Genomic DNA, 19,713 nt, shown 5'->3' on the forward strand with positions numbered 1-19,713 from the left:
TGCACAACCTGCGGTTCTGGCGGTCACACTGGAGCACCCGCCCACCACAGCAACATTCGATGATGTCCCACGAGGACCTTCTCCACGCGCTGGAGGCCCGCGAACCCGAGCAGGCGCAGGAGGCGATGCGCGCGCACCTCGCCTCCTCGCGCCAGCTGCTGCAGTCCTTGTTCTAGTCCGCCTCCCCGGGATTAACAGTGTGCGTTGCGTCCCGGCGAATAGTGCGGGTATCGAGGTGGATGTGGCTGGGTGCCGTCACGGTCCCCTGAGGTTCCGGTGGTCGGCGCAGGGCTTCACACGATGATCTACGAGACAGGCCTTAGACGACTGATTCTTCATCGATGGTCAGGCGAGGCCGAGCACCCTCATCGTCTGGGTCGCCAGGTTCGACTCGCCCAGGGCGTTGGGGTGGACGACCACCGGGTTGGTGGTCTGCAGCACCGGTTCTATCCAGCGGACGCCCAGTCGCTGGCAGGCGTCGTGGCCCTCGGACACCTCGGTCAGGTCGACGTAGGTCGCGCCCGTCGCGGTGGCGGCTCGGTGGATGGCGTCGTTGAGGGTGGTCTGCAGGGTGCGCAGGTACGGCACGTCGCCCGTCGCCACGGGCATCTTGGTGAAGCAGCCGCCCGTCGCGGGGAGGATCCACGGGTAGCCGAGGATGGCCACGTCGGCCTGGGGTGCCTTGGTGCGGACCGCTTGGAGCGCGGCGACGAGTGCGGGGTACGTCGTGGTGCGGACGGTGTCGGTGAAGCTCGATCCGTACCGGTCCGCGCAGGGGCTGCCCTGGCCCAGCGTGGCGACGCCGGCCACGCCACAGGCGAGGATCGCGCCGATGAACACGCCGCTGTCGTTGCCGCCGATCGTCATCGTGACCAGGTCCGTGTCCGGGCCGACCGCGTCGAGCTGCGGGGCGACGCCGGGGTACTGGGCGGTCGTGTAGTGCTTGGTCTCGGCGGCGCCGCACGTCACGTCGGCCAGCCGGGCCCCGGTCCGGGCCGCGAGCACGTGCGGGTAGTTGCGCGTCGAGCGCAGGCACACCAGCGAGGTGGCGTCCGGCGGCAGCACCCCGGACGCGGCACTGTAGGAGTCACCGAGCGCGACGTAGCTCAGCGGCGGGTCCGCTGCCTGGGCGACCGAGGAGTTCGTGACGAGACCCAGCGCGGCGACCGCGGCGGCGACGGACGCGAGTAGACGGCGTGGCATGGCGTTCTCCCGGCATCGATGACGGCGTCTGCACACTACTCACGAGTAGGTAGGTGTGTCCGCCATCGTCGACCATGCCGCCGCCGACGTCAACGGTCTCCGCGAGGTGCGAGGTGGCGGGCGATGAGCGCGTACGTCTCGCGCGCCTTGCCGACGTCGGTCACGTCGTAGCCGTGGTCGGCGCGCGGCACGTCGTGGTGCTCGACCAGCGCGCCGGCCTTCCGCAGGCGTTCGGCGTACCGCGCGCCCTCGGCGTGGAGCCGGTCGAGCTCGGCGGTGATCACCAGCGCGGGCGCGATTCCCGTGAGGTCAGCGGTGTCCGCCCGGCCGGCGGGGGACACCAGGCGGTCGGCGCGCTCGCGCGGGTCCGGCACGTACGCGCCGTCGAAGACCTCGCCCATCCACGGCCGCAGCATCGGCTTGGCGATGGCCGCGCGCTTGTCCCGGACCGGTGTCGCGAGGTCCAGCGGCGGGTAGTGCAGCACCTGCAGGGCGATCGGCGGCCCGCCGTCGTCCAGCACCTGCCGGGCCACCGCCGCCGCGAGCGCGCCGCCCGCGCTCTGGCCGCCGACCGTCAGCCGGCCGCCGTCCCAGCCGTGGTCAGCGCCGTGCTCGGCGACCCAACGGACGACCTCGAACGCCTGCCGGACCGGCGCGGGAAACGGGTACTGCGGCGCGACGACGTAGTCGACGTTGACCACCACGACACCGGCCTCGGCGGCCAGGTACCGGCACAGCGGGTCGTCCAGCCAGGTTCCCCGCATGACGAACCCGCCGCCGTGGAAGTTCACGTGCACCGGCGGCCGCGGCTCCTCGCCCGGGGGCCGGTAGACGACGGCGGGCGCGGGTGCGACGGACGCCGGCACCGTGATGTCCTCGGTGTTCCCCGGGAACTCGGGGAACACCGGCCCCCGGCGCCGGGTGGCCAGGCCGGCGCTTGCCGAGGCCAGCCCCTGCATCGCCCGCGCCACGACCGCGGCCACCCGCGGCGTACCGAGAACCGACATCGAAACCTCCACCCGCCGCGCCCACCAGCTACACCGACGACGCTAGCGTCTGCTGCCGGTCGCGCTGACGCTGCCTGCCGGCGCCGCGTCCGGCCCCACGCCCATGTGGTGGCCGGAGGCCGGTGACGCCGGGTGCGTCACCAGTACGGCCGCGTGGTCGTTGTTAAGGCATGCGCAAGTCCGCCCTGCTTGCCTCGCTCGCCATCACCGCCACCGTGCTCGCCGCGCCCCCGGGCACGGCCGATCCGGCCTTCACGGTCCGGACGATGCACTTCGACGTGCTGGCCGGCCCTGGTGCCGGCCAGCACTGCGACATCGTCGGCGATCTCTACACGCCGGTCGCCGCGAGCGCGGCCAGTCCCGCGCCGGCCATCCTGACCACCAACGGGTTCGGCGGCTCCAAGGACGACCAGGCCGGCATCGCCCGGCTCGCCGCGTCCCGCGGATACGTCGTGCTGTCCTACTCCGGTCTCGGTTTCGGCGGGTCCGGCTGCCGGATCACGCTCGACGACCCGGACTGGGACGGCCGGGCGGCGAGCCAGCTCGTCAGCTTCCTCGGCGGGCTGGACTACGTGGTGCACGACGCGCCCGGCGATCCCCGGGTGGGCATGGTCGGCGGCTCGTACGGCGGCGGGATCCAGTTCGCCACCGCGTCGGTCGACCCGCGGCTGGACACGATCATCCCGCTGATCACCTGGAACGACCTGTCCTACGCGCTCGGGCCGAACAACGCCGTCCCCGCCGCCACGCCCGGCGCGGCGAAGATCACCTGGGCGCTGCTGTTCTTCTTCGAGGGCGCGCTGCTGGAGAACATCCAGCACCCCGACCCGAACCGGGCCATCGGCTGCCCGAACTTCCCCACCGAGATCTGTACCGACCTGCTCCTCACCGGCACCCTCGGCTACCCGACACCGCAGACCACGGCGCTGCTCCAGCACGCGTCCGTGGCGAGCTACGTCAGCCGGGTGCGCGTCCCGACGCTGCTCATCCAGGGCCAGAAGGACACCTTGTTCAACCTGAACGAGGCCGTGGCCACCTACCAGGCACTGCAGGCGCAGGGCACCGAGACCAAGATGATCTGGCAGTCCTGGGGCCACTCCGGCGGTGCCGCGCCCGGCGAGATCGACCTGGCCAACCCGGATCCGGCCAGCCAGTACGAGACCGGCCGGATACTCGACTGGTTCGACCACTACCTCAAGGACCTGCCGGCCGACACCGGTCCCGAGTTCGCCTACTTCCGCGACTGGGTTCCCTACAGCGGCAACGCGGCGCCGGCCTACGCGACGTCGGCGAGCTTCCCCGTCGGCACGGCCAGGTCGTTCTACCTGTCGGCGCACAACGAGCTGGTCGCCGAGCAGCCGCGGACCGGCTCGCAGACGTTCCTCACCCCGCCCGCCGGCCTGCCGACCAGCCTGTCGCCGTTCGACGCGATCAACCAGCCGGCGGTCGACGTCAACCTGCCCGGCACCTTCGCCGAGTGGGCGAGCGCGCCGCTCGCCGCGCCGATGGACGTGGTCGGCGTGCCCCGGCTGGACATCCGGCTGACCGCCCCGACCGCCGCGCTCACCAGCCACCTCGGTCCGACCGGGCAGCTGGTGCTGTTCCCGAAGATCTACGACGTCGCGCCGGACGGCACGGCGAGCCTCATCCACCAGCTCGTCGCGCCGGTCCGGGTGGCCGACCCGACCCGGCCGGTCCAGGTGTCGCTGCCGGGCATCGTGCACCGGTTCGACCAGGGGCACCGGGTCCGGCTCGTACTGGCCAGCGGCGACCTCAACTACCGCGGTGGCCTGGTGAGCGCGCCGGTCACGGTGACCGCGGGCGACACCGGACAGGCCCTGACCCTGCCGGTGGTGGGCTGACGCCGGCCGGCCGGTCCGTCAACCGGGGTGGGCGTCGAGCCAGGCGATGGCGGCGGCCTCCGGGTCGGGCTGCTTGTCGAAGCGCCTGCGCACGATCGTGCCCAGGCTCTCGACCGCGCAGCGGCGCGTGTCCCCATCGGTGTCGGCCGACCGGATGAGCGCGGCGAGCGCGGGAACGGCGGCCCGGTTCCGCAGCGCCCCCAACGTCGCCACGATGCTGTCGCGTGCCTGCGGGTCGGTCTCCCGGCGCAGAGCGGTCAGCAGCTCACCGACCAGGCCGGCGGCGTCCTCGCCCAGCCAGGTCAGCGCGCCGCCGGCATCCTCCCGGCTGTCCGCGTCGCCGCTCCGCAGCATCGACATGAGGTACGGCAACGACTCCCGGCCGCGGGCGATCAGGCCCCACGACGCGGTGACCCGCCTGGTGAAGTCCTGTTCCCGCACCGCTTCCAGGTGCAGCCGGTAGTAGCTCTCCGCGGAACCCTTGAACCGCTTCAGGTTCGGCACACCTCGGCGATCGGCCACCGCTAGCCCTTGTCCGCGCCGCTCGTGAGGCCCTCGGCCAGGAGTCGTTCGGTCAGGAAGAACAGGATGACGATGGGCACGGTGATGACGACCGAGCCGGCCATCAGGACGGTGGTGGGGATCTCGACGGTGCCGGACAGCTGGGCCAGACCGAGGGAGACCGTCCACCGGTCGCGGCGCTCGACCAGGAAGAGCAACGCGAACAGGAACTCGTTCCACGCGATCATGAACACGAAGATCCCGGTCGCCATGACCGACGGCGCGGCCAGGGGAAGGCTGATGCGCCGGATCACGCCGACCCGGTTGAGGCCGTCGACCAGGCCGGCCTCCTCGACGCTCTCCGGGATGGTCTCGAAGTAGTTCTTGAGCATGTAGATGGCGACGGGGACGGTCTGCGCGATGTAGACCAGCACGAGCCCGACGAGCGAGCCCCGCAGCTGCAGCTTGGTCAGCAGCACGAACAGGGGGATCGCGATCACGATGCTGGGGAACAGGTACACCAGCAGGAACACCGCGCTGATCTGCCGCCGCCCGAAGAAGTTCAGCCGGCTCACCGCGTAGGCGCCGGGGATGGCGATCGCGAGCGCCAGCAGCACCGAGGCCGACGCCACGATCGCGCTGTTGCCCAGCAGGGAGACGAAACCCTGGCCCGCGTCCTCGACCGGGCGCAGCACCGCGCTGTAGGTGGACCACGTCAGCTTGCTCAGGTCCGGCAGCAGCGAGTCGGGCCGCAGCAGCAGGTCCTCGATCGGCCGGATCGACAGCATGATCATGTAGTAGAACGGGAACAGCGTCGCGATCAGGAAGAGCCCGATCACGACCCAGCGCAGGACCCCGAACACCAGCCGCTCGACGCGGTCGCGGGACCACGGCCTGCCCGGCCGGCTCGCGGTGCTCACGCCGCGCCTCCCTCACGCCGGCGCAGTATCCAGAGGTAGCAGCCGAGCAGGACGACGAGCACGCCGGCGAGGAACACCGACTGGGCCGCGGCGGCGCCCACGTTCCGTTGCACGGTCAGCAGCTCGTACACCCGGATGCTCGCCACCTCGGTGCCGGCCGCGCCGCCGGTGAGCAGGAAGATGTCGTCGAACTCGTTGAAGGTCCAGATGGTCCGGAGCACGACGAGCACGGCGATGATCGGCATGAGCTGCGGCAGGATGATGTGCCGGAACCGCTGCGACGGGGTCGCGCCGTCGATCGTGGCCGCCTCCTCGAGGTCGGCGGGGATGGCCTGCAGCCGGGCGAGCACGAACAGGAACACGAACGGGAAGTACCGCCAGCCCTCGAAAGCGATGACGGTCAGCAGCGCCGTCGGCACCGGGATGTCCCAGCCGAACAGGGAGAGCTGGCCGCGTGCCTGGGAAAGGAACGCGACGGGGTCGTCCCAGCCGAACAGCGTGTGGCCCCAGCCGTTGACGATCCCGAACTCCGGGTTCAGCAGCACCTTCCAGACGAGGGTGACCGCGACGACCGGCGCGACATAGGGGATGAGCATCGCGGCCCGCACGAAGCCCCGGCCGGGGAACGGCCGGCGCAGGGCCAGCGCCACGATCACGCCCAGCGCGATGGCCAGCAAGGTCGACCCCGCGGTGTAGACGACGGTGGTGACCAGGCTGTCCCACAGCGCGGCCGAGCCGAAGACCCGCGCGAAGTTGGCGACCGTCAGGTTCTCGAAGAGGCTGGTGCGGCCGACGTTGATCAGCCGCATCCGCTGGAACGCGATGAGCACCGACCACGCCAGCGGCACGAGGACCACCGCCAGCACGATCACCAGCGTGGGCGAGATGAGCAGCAGCCCGGCGCGGGCGTCCCGCTGCGCCAAGGAGATGACGCGCCGGCGCGGCGGTGCCGGCGGCGGCTCGACCGGCGCTTCCTCGGTGCGCGTCATTCCGGCTCCGTTCCGTACGGGGTCGATACCGACGCGGACACGACGTCCCTCACCGGCGGCCTACGAGCCGAGCTCCTCGGCGATCCTCGCGGCCTGCTCGTTCGCGGCCTGCGCCGCCGACCGCGCGTCGCCGGAACCGTTGAGGAACTCCGCCAGCGCCTTGGGCACCACCAGCTCCCCGGTGACCGCGCCGGCGAGCTCGCCCTTGCCCTGGGTGAAGCCCCACCGGCTGAACGTCTCCGGGCTCTGCTCCACGGCCTTCAGCGTCTCCGCGTCGTAGAACTGCGACAGCGGGGCCTTCGTGTCGACACCGGCCTTGAGCGTGCGCCACTGCTCGACGTAGGTCTGCGGCTTGTCCGCGGTACCCGTGCGGACGGGCACCTTGCCCTCCGGCGCGACGGCGAGCCAGTCCGCGTAGCCGTCGCTCATCAGGTACTCCACGAGCTGCTTGGCCTGGTCGGTGCTGGCCTCGTTGAGGATCGCGAACGACACGACCTCGCCGAACGTGGTGGGCTTCGAGCCGTCCGGGCCGGTTAGCCCGGCGACGACGCCGGTGTTCTTCGCGAGGAACGCCTTGTCCTGCTGGCATTGCGGGCAGGTCGGCAGGGCGTCGTTGCGCAGGCCGGCGAGCTCGTCGAGCAGGAACGACGACCAGATCACCATCGCCGCCTTGCCGGCGAAGTACGTCGCCCGGGTGGTGTCCACGTCCTGGTTGCCGGCGACCGAGTGCTGGCGGATGAGATCGCCGTAGAACCGGAACGCCTCGACGCACCGGGGACTGTCCAGGGCCACCTTGCCGCCGTCCACCAGCTGGCAGCCGTTGGCGAGGGCCAGATGCTCGAACGTCTGGTGGGTGAACGCGTCGGCGGGCGTCGTGCTGGCGGTGATGCCGGTGACGCCGCCCTGGTCGAGCCGCGCGGCGGCCGCCTGGATCGCCGCGTAGCTCGTCGGCGGCTCGAGACCCGCCTGGGCGAACAGGTCCTTGCGGTAGAAGAGCAGCTGTGCCCAGCCGTCGCTGGGGACGGCGAGCTGGACGTCGTCCTGCCGGGTCAGCGCCAGCGCCTGCGCGGCGAACGTGCCGGTGCCCAGCTTGTCCACGACGGCGGCCGCGGCGTCGGTGTCGAGCAGGTCGTCGGTGCGCATCTGGTTGATGAGCGGCAGCGAGAGCGCGCCGATCACGTCCGGCAGCTCGCCGGAGGACGCGGCCGAGGAGAGCACGGTGGACAGCTGGGCCTCGGCGACGGCGACCAGCTTCGTCTCGATGCCGGTCTTCTTGGTGAACTCCGCCAGCAGCTTCTCCTGGGCCTGCACCCGGTCGGCGGTGTCCTCCACCGTCCAGACCAGCAGGGGACCGCCGTCACCAGCGGAGCCGCCGCTCCCGCATGCGGCCGCCAGGAGCACCAACGGTAGAAACACGGCCAGTTTCTGGACTCCCCGACGAACCATGCGACCTCTTCCTCGCTGGACTAGCGGACAGCGAAACACCTCCGAAAGGACGTGACAACACTCAATCCGGTAACGGGGTCGTGGGCCCGGATCGCCACGTTCGGACCGGGCGCTATGGGGGAACCGAACACATCTGGCGCGGTGCTTGTGGACCAGGGGGCTATGTCGCAACTCACCGCGCACCCCTAAGGTCAGCGCGTGACGAGCGCCACACCGATGTTGCGTACCCGGGGTCTCGCGAAGGAGTTCACCGGCTTTCGCGCGGTCGACGACGTCGAGCTCGACGTCATGCCGGGCACGATCCACGCCCTGGTCGGGCCGAACGGGGCCGGCAAGACGACGCTGTTCAACCTGCTCACGGGTTTTCTCAAACCTTCCGCCGGAACCATCGAGATCGACGGGCACGACGTCACCGGCATGCGGCCGGAGCGGATCGCGCAGCGTGGGGTGGCCCGCTCCTTCCAGATCACCAGCCTGTTCGACGAGCTGACCCTCGCCGAGCACGTCGAGCTGGCGCTGCAGGGCCGCGACGGGCAGGGCTACCGCTTCTGGCGCTCGGACAAGAAGCTCCGCCGGTACCGCGGTGAGACCGCCGACCTCCTCGAGCAGGTCGGGCTGGCCGACCATGCCAGCAGACCCGCCGGCAGCCTTGCCTACGGCCAGAAGCGCGCGCTGGAGCTGGCTCTCGCGCTCGCCCTGTCCCCGCGCCTGCTGCTGCTCGACGAGCCGACCGCCGGCATGGGCGCGGAGGACGTGACCCGCACGATCGAGCTGATCCAGCGGGTCCGCGCGGACCGCACGGTGGTGTTGGTGGAGCACAACATGAAGGTCGTCGGCGACCTGACCGACCGGGTGACCGTGCTGCAGTTCGGCAAGGTCCTCGCCGAGGGCCCGTACGAGCAGGTGCGGGCCGATCCCCGCGTGATCACCGCCTACCTGGGGGAGTCCGTTGCTCAGCGTTGAGGACATCACCGCCCGCTACGGCGAGGCCCAGGTGCTGCGAGGGGTCTCGCTCGACGTGGCCGCCGGCGAGGTGGTCACGCTGGTCGGCCGCAACGGCGCCGGCAAGACCACGCTGCTGCGCTGCCTGATGGGGCTGCACAGGTCGATGGCCGGCCGCATCGAGCTGGACGGCCGCGACATCACGAAACTGGCGCCGCACAAGCGTTGCCGGCTCGGCCTCGGCTACGTCCCCGACGACCGCGGCATCTACTCGACGCTCACGGTCGAGGAGAACCTCACGCTGCCGCCGACGACCGGGCCGGACGCCTGGTCGCTGGAGAAGGTCTACGAGACGTTCCCGGTGCTCGCCGAGCGGCGGCGGCAGGCCGGCACCCATCTGTCCGGCGGTGAGCAGCAGATGCTGTCGGTCGCGCGGGTGCTGCGGATGGGCGCCCGGCTGCTGCTGGCGGACGAGCCGACCGAGGGGCTCGCGCCGCTGCTGGTCCAGCAGATCGGCGAGATCATCCGCACGGTCAAGGCACACGGCGTCACCGTGCTGCTGATCGAGCAGAACATCCACTTCGCCTCGACGGTCGCCGACCGGCACTACCTCATCAGCCAGGGCCGGGTCGTCGAGTCGCTCGACAACACCGAGGTCGAGCAGCGGGAGAACGAGCTGCTCGCCTACCTCGGCATCTGACGGCTTTCCCAGAAGGAGGAAGACATGGCACGCAGGTTCACGGCCGCGGCGACGGTGCTCGCGGTGGGTGCCTTGCTCGCCGGGTGCGGCGGCGGTCCCCAGAGCGGCGGCGGCAAGGTGTCCGGCGACGCGGTCAAGCTCGGCGTCATCACCGACCTGTCCGGCGTCTACTCCGAGCTGGCCGGCAAGAACGCCGTCGAGGCCGTGCGGATGGCGGTCGACGACTTCAAGAGCCGGCACAAGGACGACGCGGTCACCCAGAACATCGAGGTGAGCTCGGCGGACCACCAGAACAAGCCGGAGATCGCCAACACGGCCGCGCGGGAGATGTACGACCGCAACGGGGTGGACGCGATCTTCGACGTGCCGACCTCGTCGGCGGCCCTCGCGGTGGCCAACGTCGCCGGGCAGAACAAGAAGCTGTACTTCAACAACGGCGCCGCCACGACCGCGCTGACCGGCAAGCAGTGCAACCCCTACACCTACCACTACGCCTACGACACCTACATGCTCGCGCACGGCACCGGCACGACCGTGACCAAGCAGGGCGCGAAGCAGTGGTACATCATCTACCCGGACTACGCGTTCGGGCAGGACATGAACAAGAGCTTCACCGAGGCGATCAAGGGCGCGGGGGGCACCGTCGGCACGGCCGACCCGACCCCGTTCCCGAACGACAACTTCGCCACGTTCATGACCAAGGCGCCCAACCTCAGCCCGAAGCCGGACGTGCTGGGCACCATGCAGGCGGGCGGTGACCTCGTCAACGTCGTCAAGCAGTACAACGAGTTCGGGCTCAAGGCCAAGGGCGTCGACCTCGCGGTGGGCCTGATGTTCGACACCGACATCAAGTCCATCGGGGTCGCGTCGCTGTCGGGCACGCTGTTCACCACCGCCTGGTTCTGGAACATGGACGACAAGAGCCGCGAGTGGGCCGACCGCTTCAAGGAGCGCACAGGCACCCGCCCGACCTTCGACCACGCCGCCAACTACTCGGCCACGACGCAGTACCTCGAGGCGGTCCAGCGGGCCGGCACCGACGACGCCGACGCGGTCCGCAAGGAGCTCGACGGCTACAAGTTCGAGGACTTCTTCGCCCGCAACGCCCAGTTCCGCGCCGCGGACCACCGCGTCACGCACGACTCGTACCTGGTCAAGGTGAAGGACGAGGCGCAGGTGAAGGAGGACTTCGACTTCACCCAGCTGGTCGAGAAGATCCCGGCGGACGAGGCGTTCCGCAAGCCGACCGGCTGCGACATGGGCTGATCATGGAGTTGGTCCAGCAGCTCTTCAACGGGTTGGTGAGCGGCAGCTTCTACGCCCTGCTGGCGCTCGGCCTCTCGGTGATCTTCGGCATGCTCGGCGTGGTCAACTTCGCCCACGGCGCGTTCTACATGCTCGGCGCGATCGGCGCGTTCGTCCTGCTGGACACCGTCGGGCTGTCCTGGTGGCTCGCGCTGATCGTGGTGCCGGTCGTGCTCGGGCTCGTCGGGATGGTGCTGGAGCGGCTGCTCGTCGCGCGGCTGGTCCGGCTGGACCCGCTGTACAACTTCCTGCTGACGTTCGGGATCGCGTTGATCCTGCAGGACGTCGTGCGGCTGAGGTACGGCGTCGCGTCGCAGCCGTACGCGCGGCCGGCGCTGCTGGACGGGTCGGTGGACCTCGGTCTGTTCGACTACCCGAAGTACCAGGTCTTCGTGCTCGTGTTCTCGATCGTGGTGTCGGTGCTGGTGTGGCTGGTGCTGACGAAGACGCGGGTGGGCGTGATCGTGCGTGCGTCCACCGAGCGGCCGGAGCTGACCCAGTCGCTCGGCATCGACGTGCGGCGCTGGGTCACCCCGGTGTTCGGGTTCGGCATCGCGCTGGCCGGGCTCGCCGGGGTGCTCGCCGCGCCGATGCGTGCGGTGAACTCGAGCATGGGCGGCGACCTGATCATCGTGATCTTCGCGGTCGTGGTGATCGGCGGGCTCGGCTCGGTGTTCGGGTCGGTGGCCGCCGGTTACCTCGTCGGGATGCTGTCCGCGGTCGGGAACCTCTACCTCCCGGCGTTCTCGCAGAGTCTGGTGTTCGTGCTCATGGCGCTGGTGCTGCTGTTGCGGCCGGCGGGCCTGTTCGGTCGCGAGGAAGGCGTGCGCGCGTGATCATCTCCAGGCTGGCCGCCGGCCGGTCGCTCGCCGTCCGCCTGCTGTTGCTCGCGGTCGGGCTGGCGCTGGCGTTCGGGCTGCCGTGGATGATCTACCCACCGGTGGCGCTGGACATCGCGGCGTGGGCGTTGTTCGCGGTCGCGCTCGACCTCCTGCTCGGCTACACCGGGCTGCTGTCGTTCGGGCACGCGGCGTTCTGGGGCTCCTCGGCGTACGCGACGGGCATCATCGCGGTCGAGACCGGGCTGCCGTTCTACGTCGCGATCCTCGGTGGCGCGGTGGTGGCGGCGCTGATCGCGGTGCCGGTCGCCATGCTTTCCGTGCGGCGCACAGGGATCTACTTCGCGATGGTGACGCTGGCGTTCGCGCAGCTGATCTACTTCGTCGCGAACCAGTGGCGCTCGATGACCGGTGGCGAGGACGGGCTGCAGGGCATCCCGCGCGAGGCGTTCGGCCTGGATCTCGCCGACTCGTTCTACTTCTACTACGCGGCGCTGCCGCTGATCCTGCTCGGGCTGCTCGGCGCGTGGCGGGTGGTGCACTCGCCGTTCGGCCGGGTGATGGTGGCGATCCGGGAGAACCCCGCGCGGGCGCGGGCGCTCGGCTATCCGGTGGACCGGTACAAGGTGCAGGTGTTCGTGATCTCGGCGTTCCTGGCCGGGATCGCCGGCGGGGTGTACGCGGTGGGGCACGGGTTCGCGTCGCTGCAGGAGGTGTACTGGACGACGTCGGGCAAGGTCGTCGTGATGAACATCCTCGGCGGCATGGGCACGTTGTGGGGCCCGGTGCTCGGCGCCGGCATCATCGTGGTGCTCGAGGACTACCTGGCCACGGCCGGCATCGACGCGATCGGCGTGGTGACGGGCGCGATCTTCGTGGTGACCGTGCTGGTGTTCCGGCGCGGCATCTGGGGCACGGCCCGGCACCTGCTGCGCCGCCGCGAGAAGCCGGCCCCGGCGGCGGAACCGTCGCCTGCCGCCCAGGTCTCACCTCCCGCCGTGCCGCGGACCTGAGCCACCGCTATCGGCTTATGGCGCCGAGGAAGGTGCCGGTGACGGCGACCGCGGTCGTCGAGGTCGAGCCGTCCACCACGAGCGTCGCGAACGCGATGTCGTCGCGGTACCCGGTGAACCAGCCGTGGGCGCGGGTTCCGTCGTCGACCTGGGCGGTGCCGGTCTTGCCGTGGACGTTCCCGTACCCGGCGAGGGCTTTGCCGCGACCGGAGGTGACGACGTCGCGCATCATCGTGCGGAGTGAGCCGATCACGTTGGCCGGTGGTGCCTGGTAGCCGGCGATGACCGTCGTCTTGAGGTCGCGCCTTACGATGGTCGCCCTGTCGATGTCCGGGAGGGGTCCGGTGAGCGTTTCGCCAGTGCTGCGTGCGGCCGTGCGGGCCGACGTGCCGGGGATCGCCGTGCTGATGCGGCGGTCGGTGCTCGACGTGTTCCCTCGGTTTCACGACGAGCGTGCGACGGCGGCCGCCGCCCGCTACCTCACCGAGCCCGACACGGTGCTGATCGACGACGGGACCTACTTCGTCCACGAGGCGGACGGTCAGCTCGTCGCCTGCGGTGGCTGGAGCAAGCGGGACAAGCTCTACACCGGCTCCGGTGCCACGCCGTCGGACGACCGCGTGCTCGACCCGGCCACCGAACCCGCACGGGTGCGCGCGATGTTCGTGCGCGGCGACTGGACCCGCCGCGGCCTGGGTCGCGCGATCCTCGCCCGATGCGAGCAGGCGGCTCGCGCCGAAGGCTTCCGGGCACTGGTCCTGATGGCCACCCTGCCGGGCGTGCCGCTCTACCGGTCCTTCGGCTTCCGCGAGCTGAGCCGCATCGACGTGCCGCTGCCCAACGGCATCGTCCTCGACGGCGTGTCGATGGAGTACCCCCTGTCCCGGCGACAACCGGGAGATCCAGCTCCAGCGCGGTGATGCGCTGCCAACCGTAACGAAGTGGACCCCGTCGGTGACTATCTCCCCGACACGGGAGGTCACCGAATGAAGATCGACTTGTTCAACGAGATCCAGAACCCGCGTCCGTGGCCGGAGGGACACGAGCAGCACCGCTTCCGGCAGGCGATCGAGCAGGCAAAGGTGGCCGACGAGCTCGGCTACGGCTGCTGGTGGCAGGTCGAGCATCACGGTGCCGGCGAGTTCAGCCTGTCCTCGGCGCCGGAGCTGCTGCTCGCCGCGATCTCCCAGCACACCAGCAGGATCCGGCTGGGTCATTCCGCGGTGCTGGCGCCGTCCCGGTTCAACCATCCGGTGCGGGTCGCCGAGCGGGCCGCGACCCTGGACCAGCTCAGCGGTGGCCGGGTGGAGCTGGGGCTGACCAGGTCGACCATTCCGGAGTGGCGGCTGTTCGGCATCGACCCGGACGACGTCCGCCCGCAGACCCAGCAGGCGTTCGAGATGATCCCGAAGATGTGGACGTCGGACCGGTTCTCCTACTCAGGCGACGACTTCCAGATCAAGGACGTGCCGATCTCGCCGAAGCCGCTGCAGCGGCCGCACCCGCCGCTGTGGCAGGCCGCCGCCAGCCCGGGCTCGTTCGAGGACGCGGGCAAGCGCGGGGTCGGCGTGCTCGGGACCACGATCTGGGAGTCCATCGAGCGGGTCGAGCGGATGATCAAGCTCTACCGGGCGGCCGCCGAGCAGTGCACCGAACCGGTCGGGTCCTTCGTCAACAACCAGGTCGCCTACTTCACCTTCGTGCACTGCGCGGAGACCGACGAGCAGGCCATGCGCAACGGCGCGGCGGCCGCGGCCGCCTGGTACACCGTCACCGCGCTGAACTTCTTCGAGGCGGCCAAGGAGTTCAGCCGGTCGATGGAACAGCAGCAGGCGCTGATGGCCGACCAGGCCAAGGAGAACCTGGCCGGCCAGTTCTTCCGCGACGAGGTCGCGACGAGCTCCGGCCCGACCGACGGACAGCTGCTGATCGGCCGGATCCTGGTCGGCGAGGAGGTCTCCGACGAGGAGATCTTCACCGTGCTGAGCGCGCAGGACTCGCTGATCGTCGGCAGCCCGGAGACGTGCCGGCGCAAGCTGGCCACCTACGCCGACCTCGGCATCGACCGGCTGATGTGCCTGCAGCAGATCGGCGGCATCGGCGACGAGCAGGTGATGACGAGCATCCGGCTGATCGGCGACCTCATCCCGGAGTTCGACCGCTGACCCCGGCAGGGCCGTTAGCCTGACTGCTCGTGACGCTACCGAATCCCGAGTTCCGGCAGCGGGTCCGCGCGCTGGCCGAGAGCCAGTGGCACGAGCCCGCGATCGCGATCTACCTGGAGGACGTCAAGCCCGAGTTCGAGGTGCCCGGCAGGCGCGGCGACGGCACGGTCAAGGGCAAGCGGCTGGTCCGCCGGTTCTTCTGGAACATCCTGCGCGGCACGGTCGGTGGGGTGCTCAGCGTCGCCCTGTCGTTCGGGAGCGGCACCGCCGCCCACGTGTTCTTCCGGTTGGGCCTGGTGACCGGACCGGCGAACGCCCAGGCGCTCGGGCTCGTCGACGCGGCGCGGCGCGCCCACAGCCCGTGGCTGGTCTACTCGCGGTCGCACGTCGCGGTGATCGACTCGGGCCTCAGCTTCGCCGACCCGGCGGACAGCCCACCGCCGACGGTCCTCTGGCACGCGGAGAAGCCGCACGCTCCGCTGCTCGCGCCCAGGAAGCAGCGCCTCACCTGGCCCGACGGGTCCGAGTACCGGTTCCACGTCCGGGCTGAGGAGAACAGCTACCTCAAGCAGTCCCTCTGACGCCGGCCCGCCGGGTCAGGTGGCGCCGGTTCGCGCGGCCGTGAGGACCACGGTCGTGTACCGCATCGGGAAGCTGCCGCCCACCGCGTCGACGGCGGCCCCGACACCAGCCAGCACCTCCGCCAGCGCGGCCGGCGAGACCCGGGTCAAGGCGCCCTGAGTGGGCAGCACGTCCAGCCACTCGTCCCGGGTGTAGGAGTGCTCCCAGTCGAACTGCCACTGCTCCGGCTCATCGAACCCGCCTGCCTGCCGTATCCCGTCGGCCGCCCTGGTGGTCATCACCGAGTACACGTCCGAGGTCCGCGCGGCCGCGAGGCTGACCGGCGAGTCGGGCAGCACCCGGCGGTAGACCGCGGCGAAGGCCTCCGTCAGGTCGGGTGCGGGCTCGCCCACGTTCCAGAACGCCGCCAGCCGGCCGCCGGGCCGCAGCACCCGCGCCGCCTTGGCCGCGCCCGCGACCGGGTCCACCCAGTGCCAGGCCTGCCCCGCGACGACGGCGTCGAACTCCCGGCCGGCCGGGTCCCAGGCCTCGAACGCCGCCACCTCGACCTCGATCCCGGTCTGCTGAGCCAGGTCGGCCATCCGCGCGTCGACCTCGACCCCGAGCACCCGGCAGCCGGCCGCCTGGAACTGCCGGGCGACGATGCCGGTGCCGCAGCCGACGTCGAGGACGTCGGTCCCGGGACTGCCGGCGACGATCCGGTCCACCATGGCGGCGGGGTAGCGCGGCCGGGCCCGGTCGTAGCGCTCGGCATCCGTGCCGAACGACTCCGCCATCTGGCGGTGTTCATGCGGCTTGAGCTCGACAAGGCGGCCGGGTTCCGGCGGTATAGTGGGCACGCGCCCACCATAGTGGGCACGCGCCCACTACAGCAACGGGCCGGGGGCTCCGCGATATGCCGACAGGCGTGGCCATGCGCGACGCGCGCAAGCAGCTGTTCGACGCCGCCGAGCGCGTCCTGCTCCGCGACGGCCCGAACGCCCTGACGAGCCGGGCCGTCACCACCGAGGCAGGCTGCGCGAAGGGCGTCCTGCACCGGCACTTCGCCGACTTCGACGCCTTCCTGGCCGAGCTGGTGCTCGACCGCGTTGCCCGGATCGAGGCCCAGTCCGCCGCCCTGCGCGAGTCCGCGGGCACCGGCACCGTCGCCGACAACCTCACGGGCGTACTGAAGGACCTGTTCGAGTCGGTCGCCACGGCGATCGTCAGCCTCCTCACCTTCCGGGACGAGCTACGCGCCCGCCTGCGCGAGACCATGCCGACCGGCATCCCCCTACTCACGGAGGCCGCGGCCATGATCACCTCCTACCTCGCGGCCGAAAGAGACCTGGGCCGCATCGACGCGGACGCCGACCTCGAGACCCTGGCGATGACCCTGATCGGCACCGGCCACCTCCTCTTCGCCGGCACGGACGGCACCCCACCGCCGACGGAAGCCGTCCACAAGATCGTCACCACCATCACCGGCGTCGTGCGTCACTGAGCTGCTGTCGAGGTCGGCACCTCCGCCGAGGGGCGCGGCACCTGGTTTCGGCGGCCCGGCCGCCCATCTGCACGCCCGAACAGACCGGTGGCCGCCGGCGAGGTTGGTCGCCGGCGGCCACCGGGGGGAGTTATGCGACGGTGCAGGGGTTCCCGTTCGGGGTACCGGGTTTCCCTTCGACGTTCGCCTTGGCCTCACCGACCACGAGGTCGACGAGTGGCGTGTCGAGCACCAACGCCTGTTGGGTCACGCTCGTCGCCGTGGTGGTCGTGCTGTTGAGCCGCAGCGAGCCGATCAGCAGTGGAATGGTCAGTGGAGCGCTGCCGACCGATACCGAGAGGCCGTTGATCCGGAGGCTGGCAATCGTCGAGGAGCCGGTGAGCTCCGGGTGCAACCCGCTCGGCCCGGCGACACACCGGGCGGTGGCCGTCGACCTGATCAGTCCTATCTCGATGGTGACGAGAGTTGCCGTCACCCTGGTCGAGTTCACCTCCGCGGTGGCGGTCGAGTTGTCCCCGGCCGTCGGTGGCGAACCGGTCAGGCTGTCCGGTGTCTGGTCGGTCCTGGCGTCCAGCACGCTCGCCCGCACGGTCAGGATTCCCGCGTTCAGGTTGGCGTTGGCCACGTTCTGGTGGTCGTCGACGCATGGCACGTCGGGCGGGTTGGCCCTGGCCACGACGATGCCCGCCAGGTTCAGCGCGGTCGCCTGGCAGGAGAACACCCCGGACCGTTCGGCGGTCCTGATCCGCAGGTCCGACAGCACCGGGCTGGTTCCGTTCGGGCTGGCCCGCAACGTCGCCACCGTCTCGATGAACCGGCCGGTCAGCGAGAACAGCGAACCGTTGCCCACCGGGACGAACGGCTGGGCGGCGAGCCCTGCCTCGGTGTCGGACGCCCTCGCCTCGACGGTGATGCTGGTGCCGGGCGGGACGCTGCCCTGCGGCTCGGTGTTCCAGGCGATCCGGCCCCAGTTCTGCCCGGGTGCGCCGCCGTCCTGCACCACCGACCACGTGCCCACGGGCGCGGTGATCTCGCCGAGCACGGAGCCGGTCATGTCGCTGTAGTTGTAGGGACCGGCGCCGGCGCCGAGGTCGACGGTGAGGTCCACCGCGCCGACCGGGAACCCGCCGCCGCCGACCGGCCCGGCGTTCGGGTCGATCCGCATGGCGTTGTTGGTGTCCCGGTTGGCGACCCAGATCTTGCCGTTGGTGTCCACCGCGACCCCGGTCGGTCCGGCGCCGCCGGGCAGGGTCACGTTGCCGACGAACGTGCCGTCGGTCCGGATGTGCCCCACCGTGGTCTGCGAACCGAGGATGGAGTGCGCCACCCACACGTTGTTGTCCCCGTCCACGGCGAGCCCCTGGGCGTAGGTGTTGCCGTGCGGGTAGGAGTTGAGGACGTTGCCGGTGGCGGGATCGAGCTCGACCACCCGGCCCCGGTCGACCGTCGCGTGCCAGATGTGGCCGGTGTTCGGGTCGATGCCCAGCCCGTAGTCCCCGTGGGAGGTGTCCAGGCAGGCGCCGGCGCCGGTACCGGGTACGTAGCGCAGCAGGTTGGCGCCGAACCGGGCCGACCAGAGCGTGCCGGCCTGGTCCACCAGCCCGCCGTAGCCGCCGCAGCCGAAGTTGATCTCGGTGCCCGGCACCGGGTTTCCGGTCGTGCCGGACACTTTCTCGTGGTCGTTGTCCGCGCCGCCCGTCCACACGTCGTTGTTCGCGTCCACGGCGACGGTGCGGGTGAGGGTGCCGCTCACCCGGGTGTAGTTGATCAGGCACTCGTCGGCCGCGGTGTCCACGCCGCCGTCGTTGTCGACGCCGCCCGCGTTGGTCCACGGCCTGATGTCGCCGAGCCCGCGCGAGGTGGCGAGCAAGCCGTCGCCGTTGCGGTCGACGCAGGTGTTGTAGGCGAACGGCCCGGAAAGGTAGTCACCGGCCGGGTTGGCCGTACCGTCCGCGTTCGACCTCGTCCCACCGACGACGACGCCGACCCTGGTGACCGACCCCTCGGCGTTGCCGTCCCCGTCGATGTCCGTCGCCTCGGCCCTGTTGGAGAACCAGGTGTTGCCCAGCCGGTCCACCGTGGTCCGGGACGGATCCCGCCCGCGCCCGCTCGGGGCGGAGAACCACTCGCCGATCGTCTCGCCGGTGTTGACGTCGATACGAACCATCGTGCCGCGCGCCGAGGCGGCGATATTGACGTACGGGAAGAAGACGCTGCTCTTGTCGAGCTGAAGCTGGTTGTTGTTGGGTGCGTCGTGGTTGACATCCTGCAGCACGCCCGCGTCGAAATTGGCGTCGAGCGTGTAGAGGACATTCGTGCCGGCCACCACGGCTTCCGCCGGTGTCATAAGCGCGATGGGTGCGACGGGTAGCGTGACCGCCACTGTCATGGCGACCAACCGCGCACGCCTTCGTGCCGGTTTGGGTCTTACTCGCATGATCTTCCTTCCAAGGCCATCCGCAGGATTTGGAAAATGAATGGACGGAATTTCCCCAGAGCGGATTCGCAGGGGTCCAACCATGGGTCGCTTCGTACCTACGGGCCGTTACCGAACAGAACCGTGCATTTTGCGCGAGTGTGTTTAGGCCAGGCGGCTCAACAGGAATTATTCAGCCATTCAGCGGTGTTGCTTCCCGCGACATATACCCACCTTGCTGATTTCGGTGGTCTGCACCCAAGAAGAATGCCGGTATCGCTCAACAGCTAACCCGTACGGGTGACATTTCACGGTGGCGCACCGGTGCTGCACGGCCTGC

Annotated in this window: 20 protein-coding genes; 11 read left to right on the top strand and 9 right to left on the bottom strand. The window is 70.4% G+C overall.

Features of this window, described 5'->3' with window-relative positions; translation table 11 throughout:
- Positions 1 to 8: 8 nt before the first annotated feature.
- Positions 9 to 176 carry an FCD domain-containing protein gene (locus VGD70_RS37020; RefSeq protein WP_414638110.1) on the top strand — a complete coding sequence of 56 codons (168 nt, stop codon included), beginning with the start codon at positions 9 to 11 and terminating at the stop codon, positions 174 to 176.
- A 169-nt stretch (positions 177 to 345) separates the two neighbouring features.
- On the opposite strand, the gene VGD70_RS31505 is transcribed toward VGD70_RS37020, so the two are convergent.
- Together VGD70_RS31505 and VGD70_RS31510 are read right to left on the bottom strand one after the other, a co-directional pair.
- Positions 346 to 1,203 (bottom strand): SGNH/GDSL hydrolase family protein, encoded by an 858-nt coding sequence (locus VGD70_RS31505; protein ID WP_331087816.1) that lies wholly within the window; start codon positions 1,201 to 1,203, stop codon positions 346 to 348.
- Between the two features lie 89 nt (positions 1,204 to 1,292).
- A complete protein-coding gene (locus tag VGD70_RS31510; RefSeq protein ID WP_331087818.1) occupies positions 1,293 to 2,210 on the bottom strand; it encodes an alpha/beta hydrolase fold domain-containing protein in 918 nt (305 codons plus the stop codon).
- 170 nt (positions 2,211 to 2,380) lie between these two features.
- On the opposite strand from VGD70_RS31510, the gene VGD70_RS31515 reads away from it, so the two are divergent.
- Positions 2,381 to 4,072, top strand: coding sequence for an alpha/beta fold hydrolase (locus VGD70_RS31515; RefSeq protein WP_331087820.1), 1,692 nt, complete (start codon positions 2,381 to 2,383; stop codon positions 4,070 to 4,072).
- A gap of 18 nt (positions 4,073 to 4,090) precedes the next feature.
- Here VGD70_RS31515 and VGD70_RS31520 read toward each other — a convergent pair whose 3' ends face one another.
- Genes VGD70_RS31520 through VGD70_RS31535 form a run of 4 tightly spaced genes read right to left on the bottom strand, consistent with a single transcriptional unit; the run spans position 4,091 to position 7,898 of the window.
- The gene (locus tag VGD70_RS31520) at positions 4,091 to 4,594 is read right to left on the bottom strand and encodes a HEAT repeat domain-containing protein (RefSeq protein ID WP_331087822.1); all 504 of its coding nucleotides are present in this window, start codon (positions 4,592 to 4,594) and stop codon (positions 4,091 to 4,093) included.
- A 2-nt stretch (positions 4,595 to 4,596) separates the two neighbouring features.
- Positions 4,597 to 5,493, bottom strand: coding sequence for a carbohydrate ABC transporter permease (locus VGD70_RS31525; RefSeq protein WP_331087824.1), 897 nt, complete (start codon positions 5,491 to 5,493; stop codon positions 4,597 to 4,599).
- Complete coding sequence (locus VGD70_RS31530; protein WP_331087826.1) at positions 5,490 to 6,482, bottom strand: sugar ABC transporter permease; 993 nt, start codon at positions 6,480 to 6,482, stop codon at positions 5,490 to 5,492. The genes VGD70_RS31525 and VGD70_RS31530 overlap by 4 nt, the downstream gene beginning before the upstream one ends.
- Positions 6,483 to 6,542: 60 nt before the next feature.
- Positions 6,543 to 7,898 carry an ABC transporter substrate-binding protein gene (locus VGD70_RS31535; protein WP_331087828.1) on the bottom strand — a complete coding sequence of 452 codons (1,356 nt, stop codon included), beginning with the start codon at positions 7,896 to 7,898 and terminating at the stop codon, positions 6,543 to 6,545.
- A gap of 246 nt (positions 7,899 to 8,144) precedes the next feature.
- Here VGD70_RS31535 and VGD70_RS31540 point away from each other — a divergent pair, with 246 nt between their 5' ends.
- From VGD70_RS31540 to VGD70_RS31560, 5 genes are read left to right on the top strand one after another with little or no spacing between them, the layout of a single operon-like run.
- Positions 8,145 to 8,891 carry an ABC transporter ATP-binding protein gene (locus tag VGD70_RS31540; protein WP_414638111.1) on the top strand — a complete coding sequence of 249 codons (747 nt, stop codon included), beginning with the start codon at positions 8,145 to 8,147 and terminating at the stop codon, positions 8,889 to 8,891.
- Positions 8,878 to 9,570, top strand: coding sequence for an ABC transporter ATP-binding protein (locus tag VGD70_RS31545; RefSeq protein ID WP_331087832.1), 693 nt, complete (start codon positions 8,878 to 8,880; stop codon positions 9,568 to 9,570). The genes VGD70_RS31540 and VGD70_RS31545 overlap by 14 nt, the downstream gene beginning before the upstream one ends.
- A gap of 24 nt (positions 9,571 to 9,594) precedes the next feature.
- Positions 9,595 to 10,836 carry an ABC transporter substrate-binding protein gene (locus VGD70_RS31550; RefSeq protein WP_331087834.1) on the top strand — a complete coding sequence of 414 codons (1,242 nt, stop codon included), beginning with the start codon at positions 9,595 to 9,597 and terminating at the stop codon, positions 10,834 to 10,836.
- 2 nt (positions 10,837 to 10,838) lie between these two features.
- Positions 10,839 to 11,711: a branched-chain amino acid ABC transporter permease gene (locus VGD70_RS31555; protein WP_331087836.1), complete on the top strand. Its 873-nt coding sequence runs from the start codon at positions 10,839 to 10,841 to the stop codon at positions 11,709 to 11,711.
- Entirely contained in the window at positions 11,708 to 12,727 is a 1,020-nt protein-coding gene (locus VGD70_RS31560; RefSeq protein ID WP_331087838.1) for a branched-chain amino acid ABC transporter permease, read from the top strand. The genes VGD70_RS31555 and VGD70_RS31560 overlap by 4 nt, the downstream gene beginning before the upstream one ends.
- A gap of 7 nt (positions 12,728 to 12,734) precedes the next feature.
- On the opposite strand, the gene VGD70_RS31565 is transcribed toward VGD70_RS31560, so the two are convergent.
- The gene (locus VGD70_RS31565) at positions 12,735 to 12,980 is read right to left on the bottom strand and encodes a penicillin-binding transpeptidase domain-containing protein (RefSeq protein ID WP_331087840.1); all 246 of its coding nucleotides are present in this window, start codon (positions 12,978 to 12,980) and stop codon (positions 12,735 to 12,737) included.
- A 91-nt stretch (positions 12,981 to 13,071) separates the two neighbouring features.
- Here VGD70_RS31565 and VGD70_RS31570 point away from each other — a divergent pair, with 91 nt between their 5' ends.
- The 3 genes from VGD70_RS31570 to VGD70_RS31580 all read left to right on the top strand — a co-directional run bounded on the left by VGD70_RS31570 (position 13,072) and on the right by VGD70_RS31580 (position 15,473).
- Positions 13,072 to 13,647: a GNAT family N-acetyltransferase gene (locus VGD70_RS31570; RefSeq protein ID WP_331087842.1), complete on the top strand. Its 576-nt coding sequence runs from the start codon at positions 13,072 to 13,074 to the stop codon at positions 13,645 to 13,647.
- Between the two features lie 66 nt (positions 13,648 to 13,713).
- Entirely contained in the window at positions 13,714 to 14,892 is a 1,179-nt protein-coding gene (locus VGD70_RS31575) for an LLM class flavin-dependent oxidoreductase (RefSeq protein ID WP_331087844.1), read from the top strand.
- Positions 14,893 to 14,921: 29 nt separating this feature from the next.
- Positions 14,922 to 15,473 (top strand): hypothetical protein, encoded by a 552-nt coding sequence (locus VGD70_RS31580; RefSeq protein WP_331087846.1) that lies wholly within the window; start codon positions 14,922 to 14,924, stop codon positions 15,471 to 15,473.
- 15 nt (positions 15,474 to 15,488) lie between these two features.
- Here VGD70_RS31580 and VGD70_RS31585 read toward each other — a convergent pair whose 3' ends face one another.
- On the bottom strand, positions 15,489 to 16,250 hold the full coding sequence (locus VGD70_RS31585; RefSeq protein ID WP_331087852.1) for a class I SAM-dependent methyltransferase: 762 nt from the start codon (positions 16,248 to 16,250) through the stop codon (positions 15,489 to 15,491).
- A gap of 119 nt (positions 16,251 to 16,369) precedes the next feature.
- Here VGD70_RS31585 and VGD70_RS31590 point away from each other — a divergent pair, with 119 nt between their 5' ends.
- Positions 16,370 to 16,957, top strand: coding sequence for a TetR/AcrR family transcriptional regulator (locus tag VGD70_RS31590; protein WP_331087848.1), 588 nt, complete (start codon positions 16,370 to 16,372; stop codon positions 16,955 to 16,957).
- A gap of 130 nt (positions 16,958 to 17,087) precedes the next feature.
- Here the strand turns inward: VGD70_RS31590 and VGD70_RS31595 are convergent, their stop codons facing one another.
- Positions 17,088 to 19,304 carry a hypothetical protein gene (locus VGD70_RS31595; RefSeq protein ID WP_331087850.1) on the bottom strand — a complete coding sequence of 739 codons (2,217 nt, stop codon included), beginning with the start codon at positions 19,302 to 19,304 and terminating at the stop codon, positions 17,088 to 17,090.
- Between the last annotated feature and the right edge of the window lie 409 nt (positions 19,305 to 19,713).

The organism is Actinophytocola sp., assembly GCF_036402745.1.
In the GTDB taxonomy this organism is placed as follows: Bacteria; Actinomycetota; Actinomycetes; order Mycobacteriales; family Pseudonocardiaceae; genus Actinophytocola.

Coding starts and splice junctions, on each gene's coding strand:
- VGD70_RS31590 (WP_331087848.1), top strand. CDS start 16,370: ATGCCGACAGGCGTGGCCATGCGCGACGCGCGCAAGCAGCTGTTCGAC.
- VGD70_RS31515 (WP_331087820.1), top strand. CDS start 2,381: ATGCGCAAGTCCGCCCTGCTTGCCTCGCTCGCCATCACCGCCACCGTG.
- VGD70_RS31540 (WP_414638111.1), top strand. CDS start 8,145: ATGTTGCGTACCCGGGGTCTCGCGAAGGAGTTCACCGGCTTTCGCGCG.
- VGD70_RS31550 (WP_331087834.1), top strand. CDS start 9,595: ATGGCACGCAGGTTCACGGCCGCGGCGACGGTGCTCGCGGTGGGTGCC.
- VGD70_RS31510 (WP_331087818.1), bottom strand. CDS start 2,210: ATGTCGGTTCTCGGTACGCCGCGGGTGGCCGCGGTCGTGGCGCGGGCG.
- VGD70_RS31585 (WP_331087852.1), bottom strand. CDS start 16,250: ATGGCGGAGTCGTTCGGCACGGATGCCGAGCGCTACGACCGGGCCCGG.
- VGD70_RS31595 (WP_331087850.1), bottom strand. CDS start 19,304: ATGACACCGGCGGAAGCCGTGGTGGCCGGCACGAATGTCCTCTACACG.
- VGD70_RS31555 (WP_331087836.1), top strand. CDS start 10,839: ATGGAGTTGGTCCAGCAGCTCTTCAACGGGTTGGTGAGCGGCAGCTTC.
- VGD70_RS31575 (WP_331087844.1), top strand. CDS start 13,714: ATGAAGATCGACTTGTTCAACGAGATCCAGAACCCGCGTCCGTGGCCG.
- VGD70_RS31530 (WP_331087826.1), bottom strand. CDS start 6,482: ATGACGCGCACCGAGGAAGCGCCGGTCGAGCCGCCGCCGGCACCGCCG.
- VGD70_RS31505 (WP_331087816.1), bottom strand. CDS start 1,203: ATGCCACGCCGTCTACTCGCGTCCGTCGCCGCCGCGGTCGCCGCGCTG.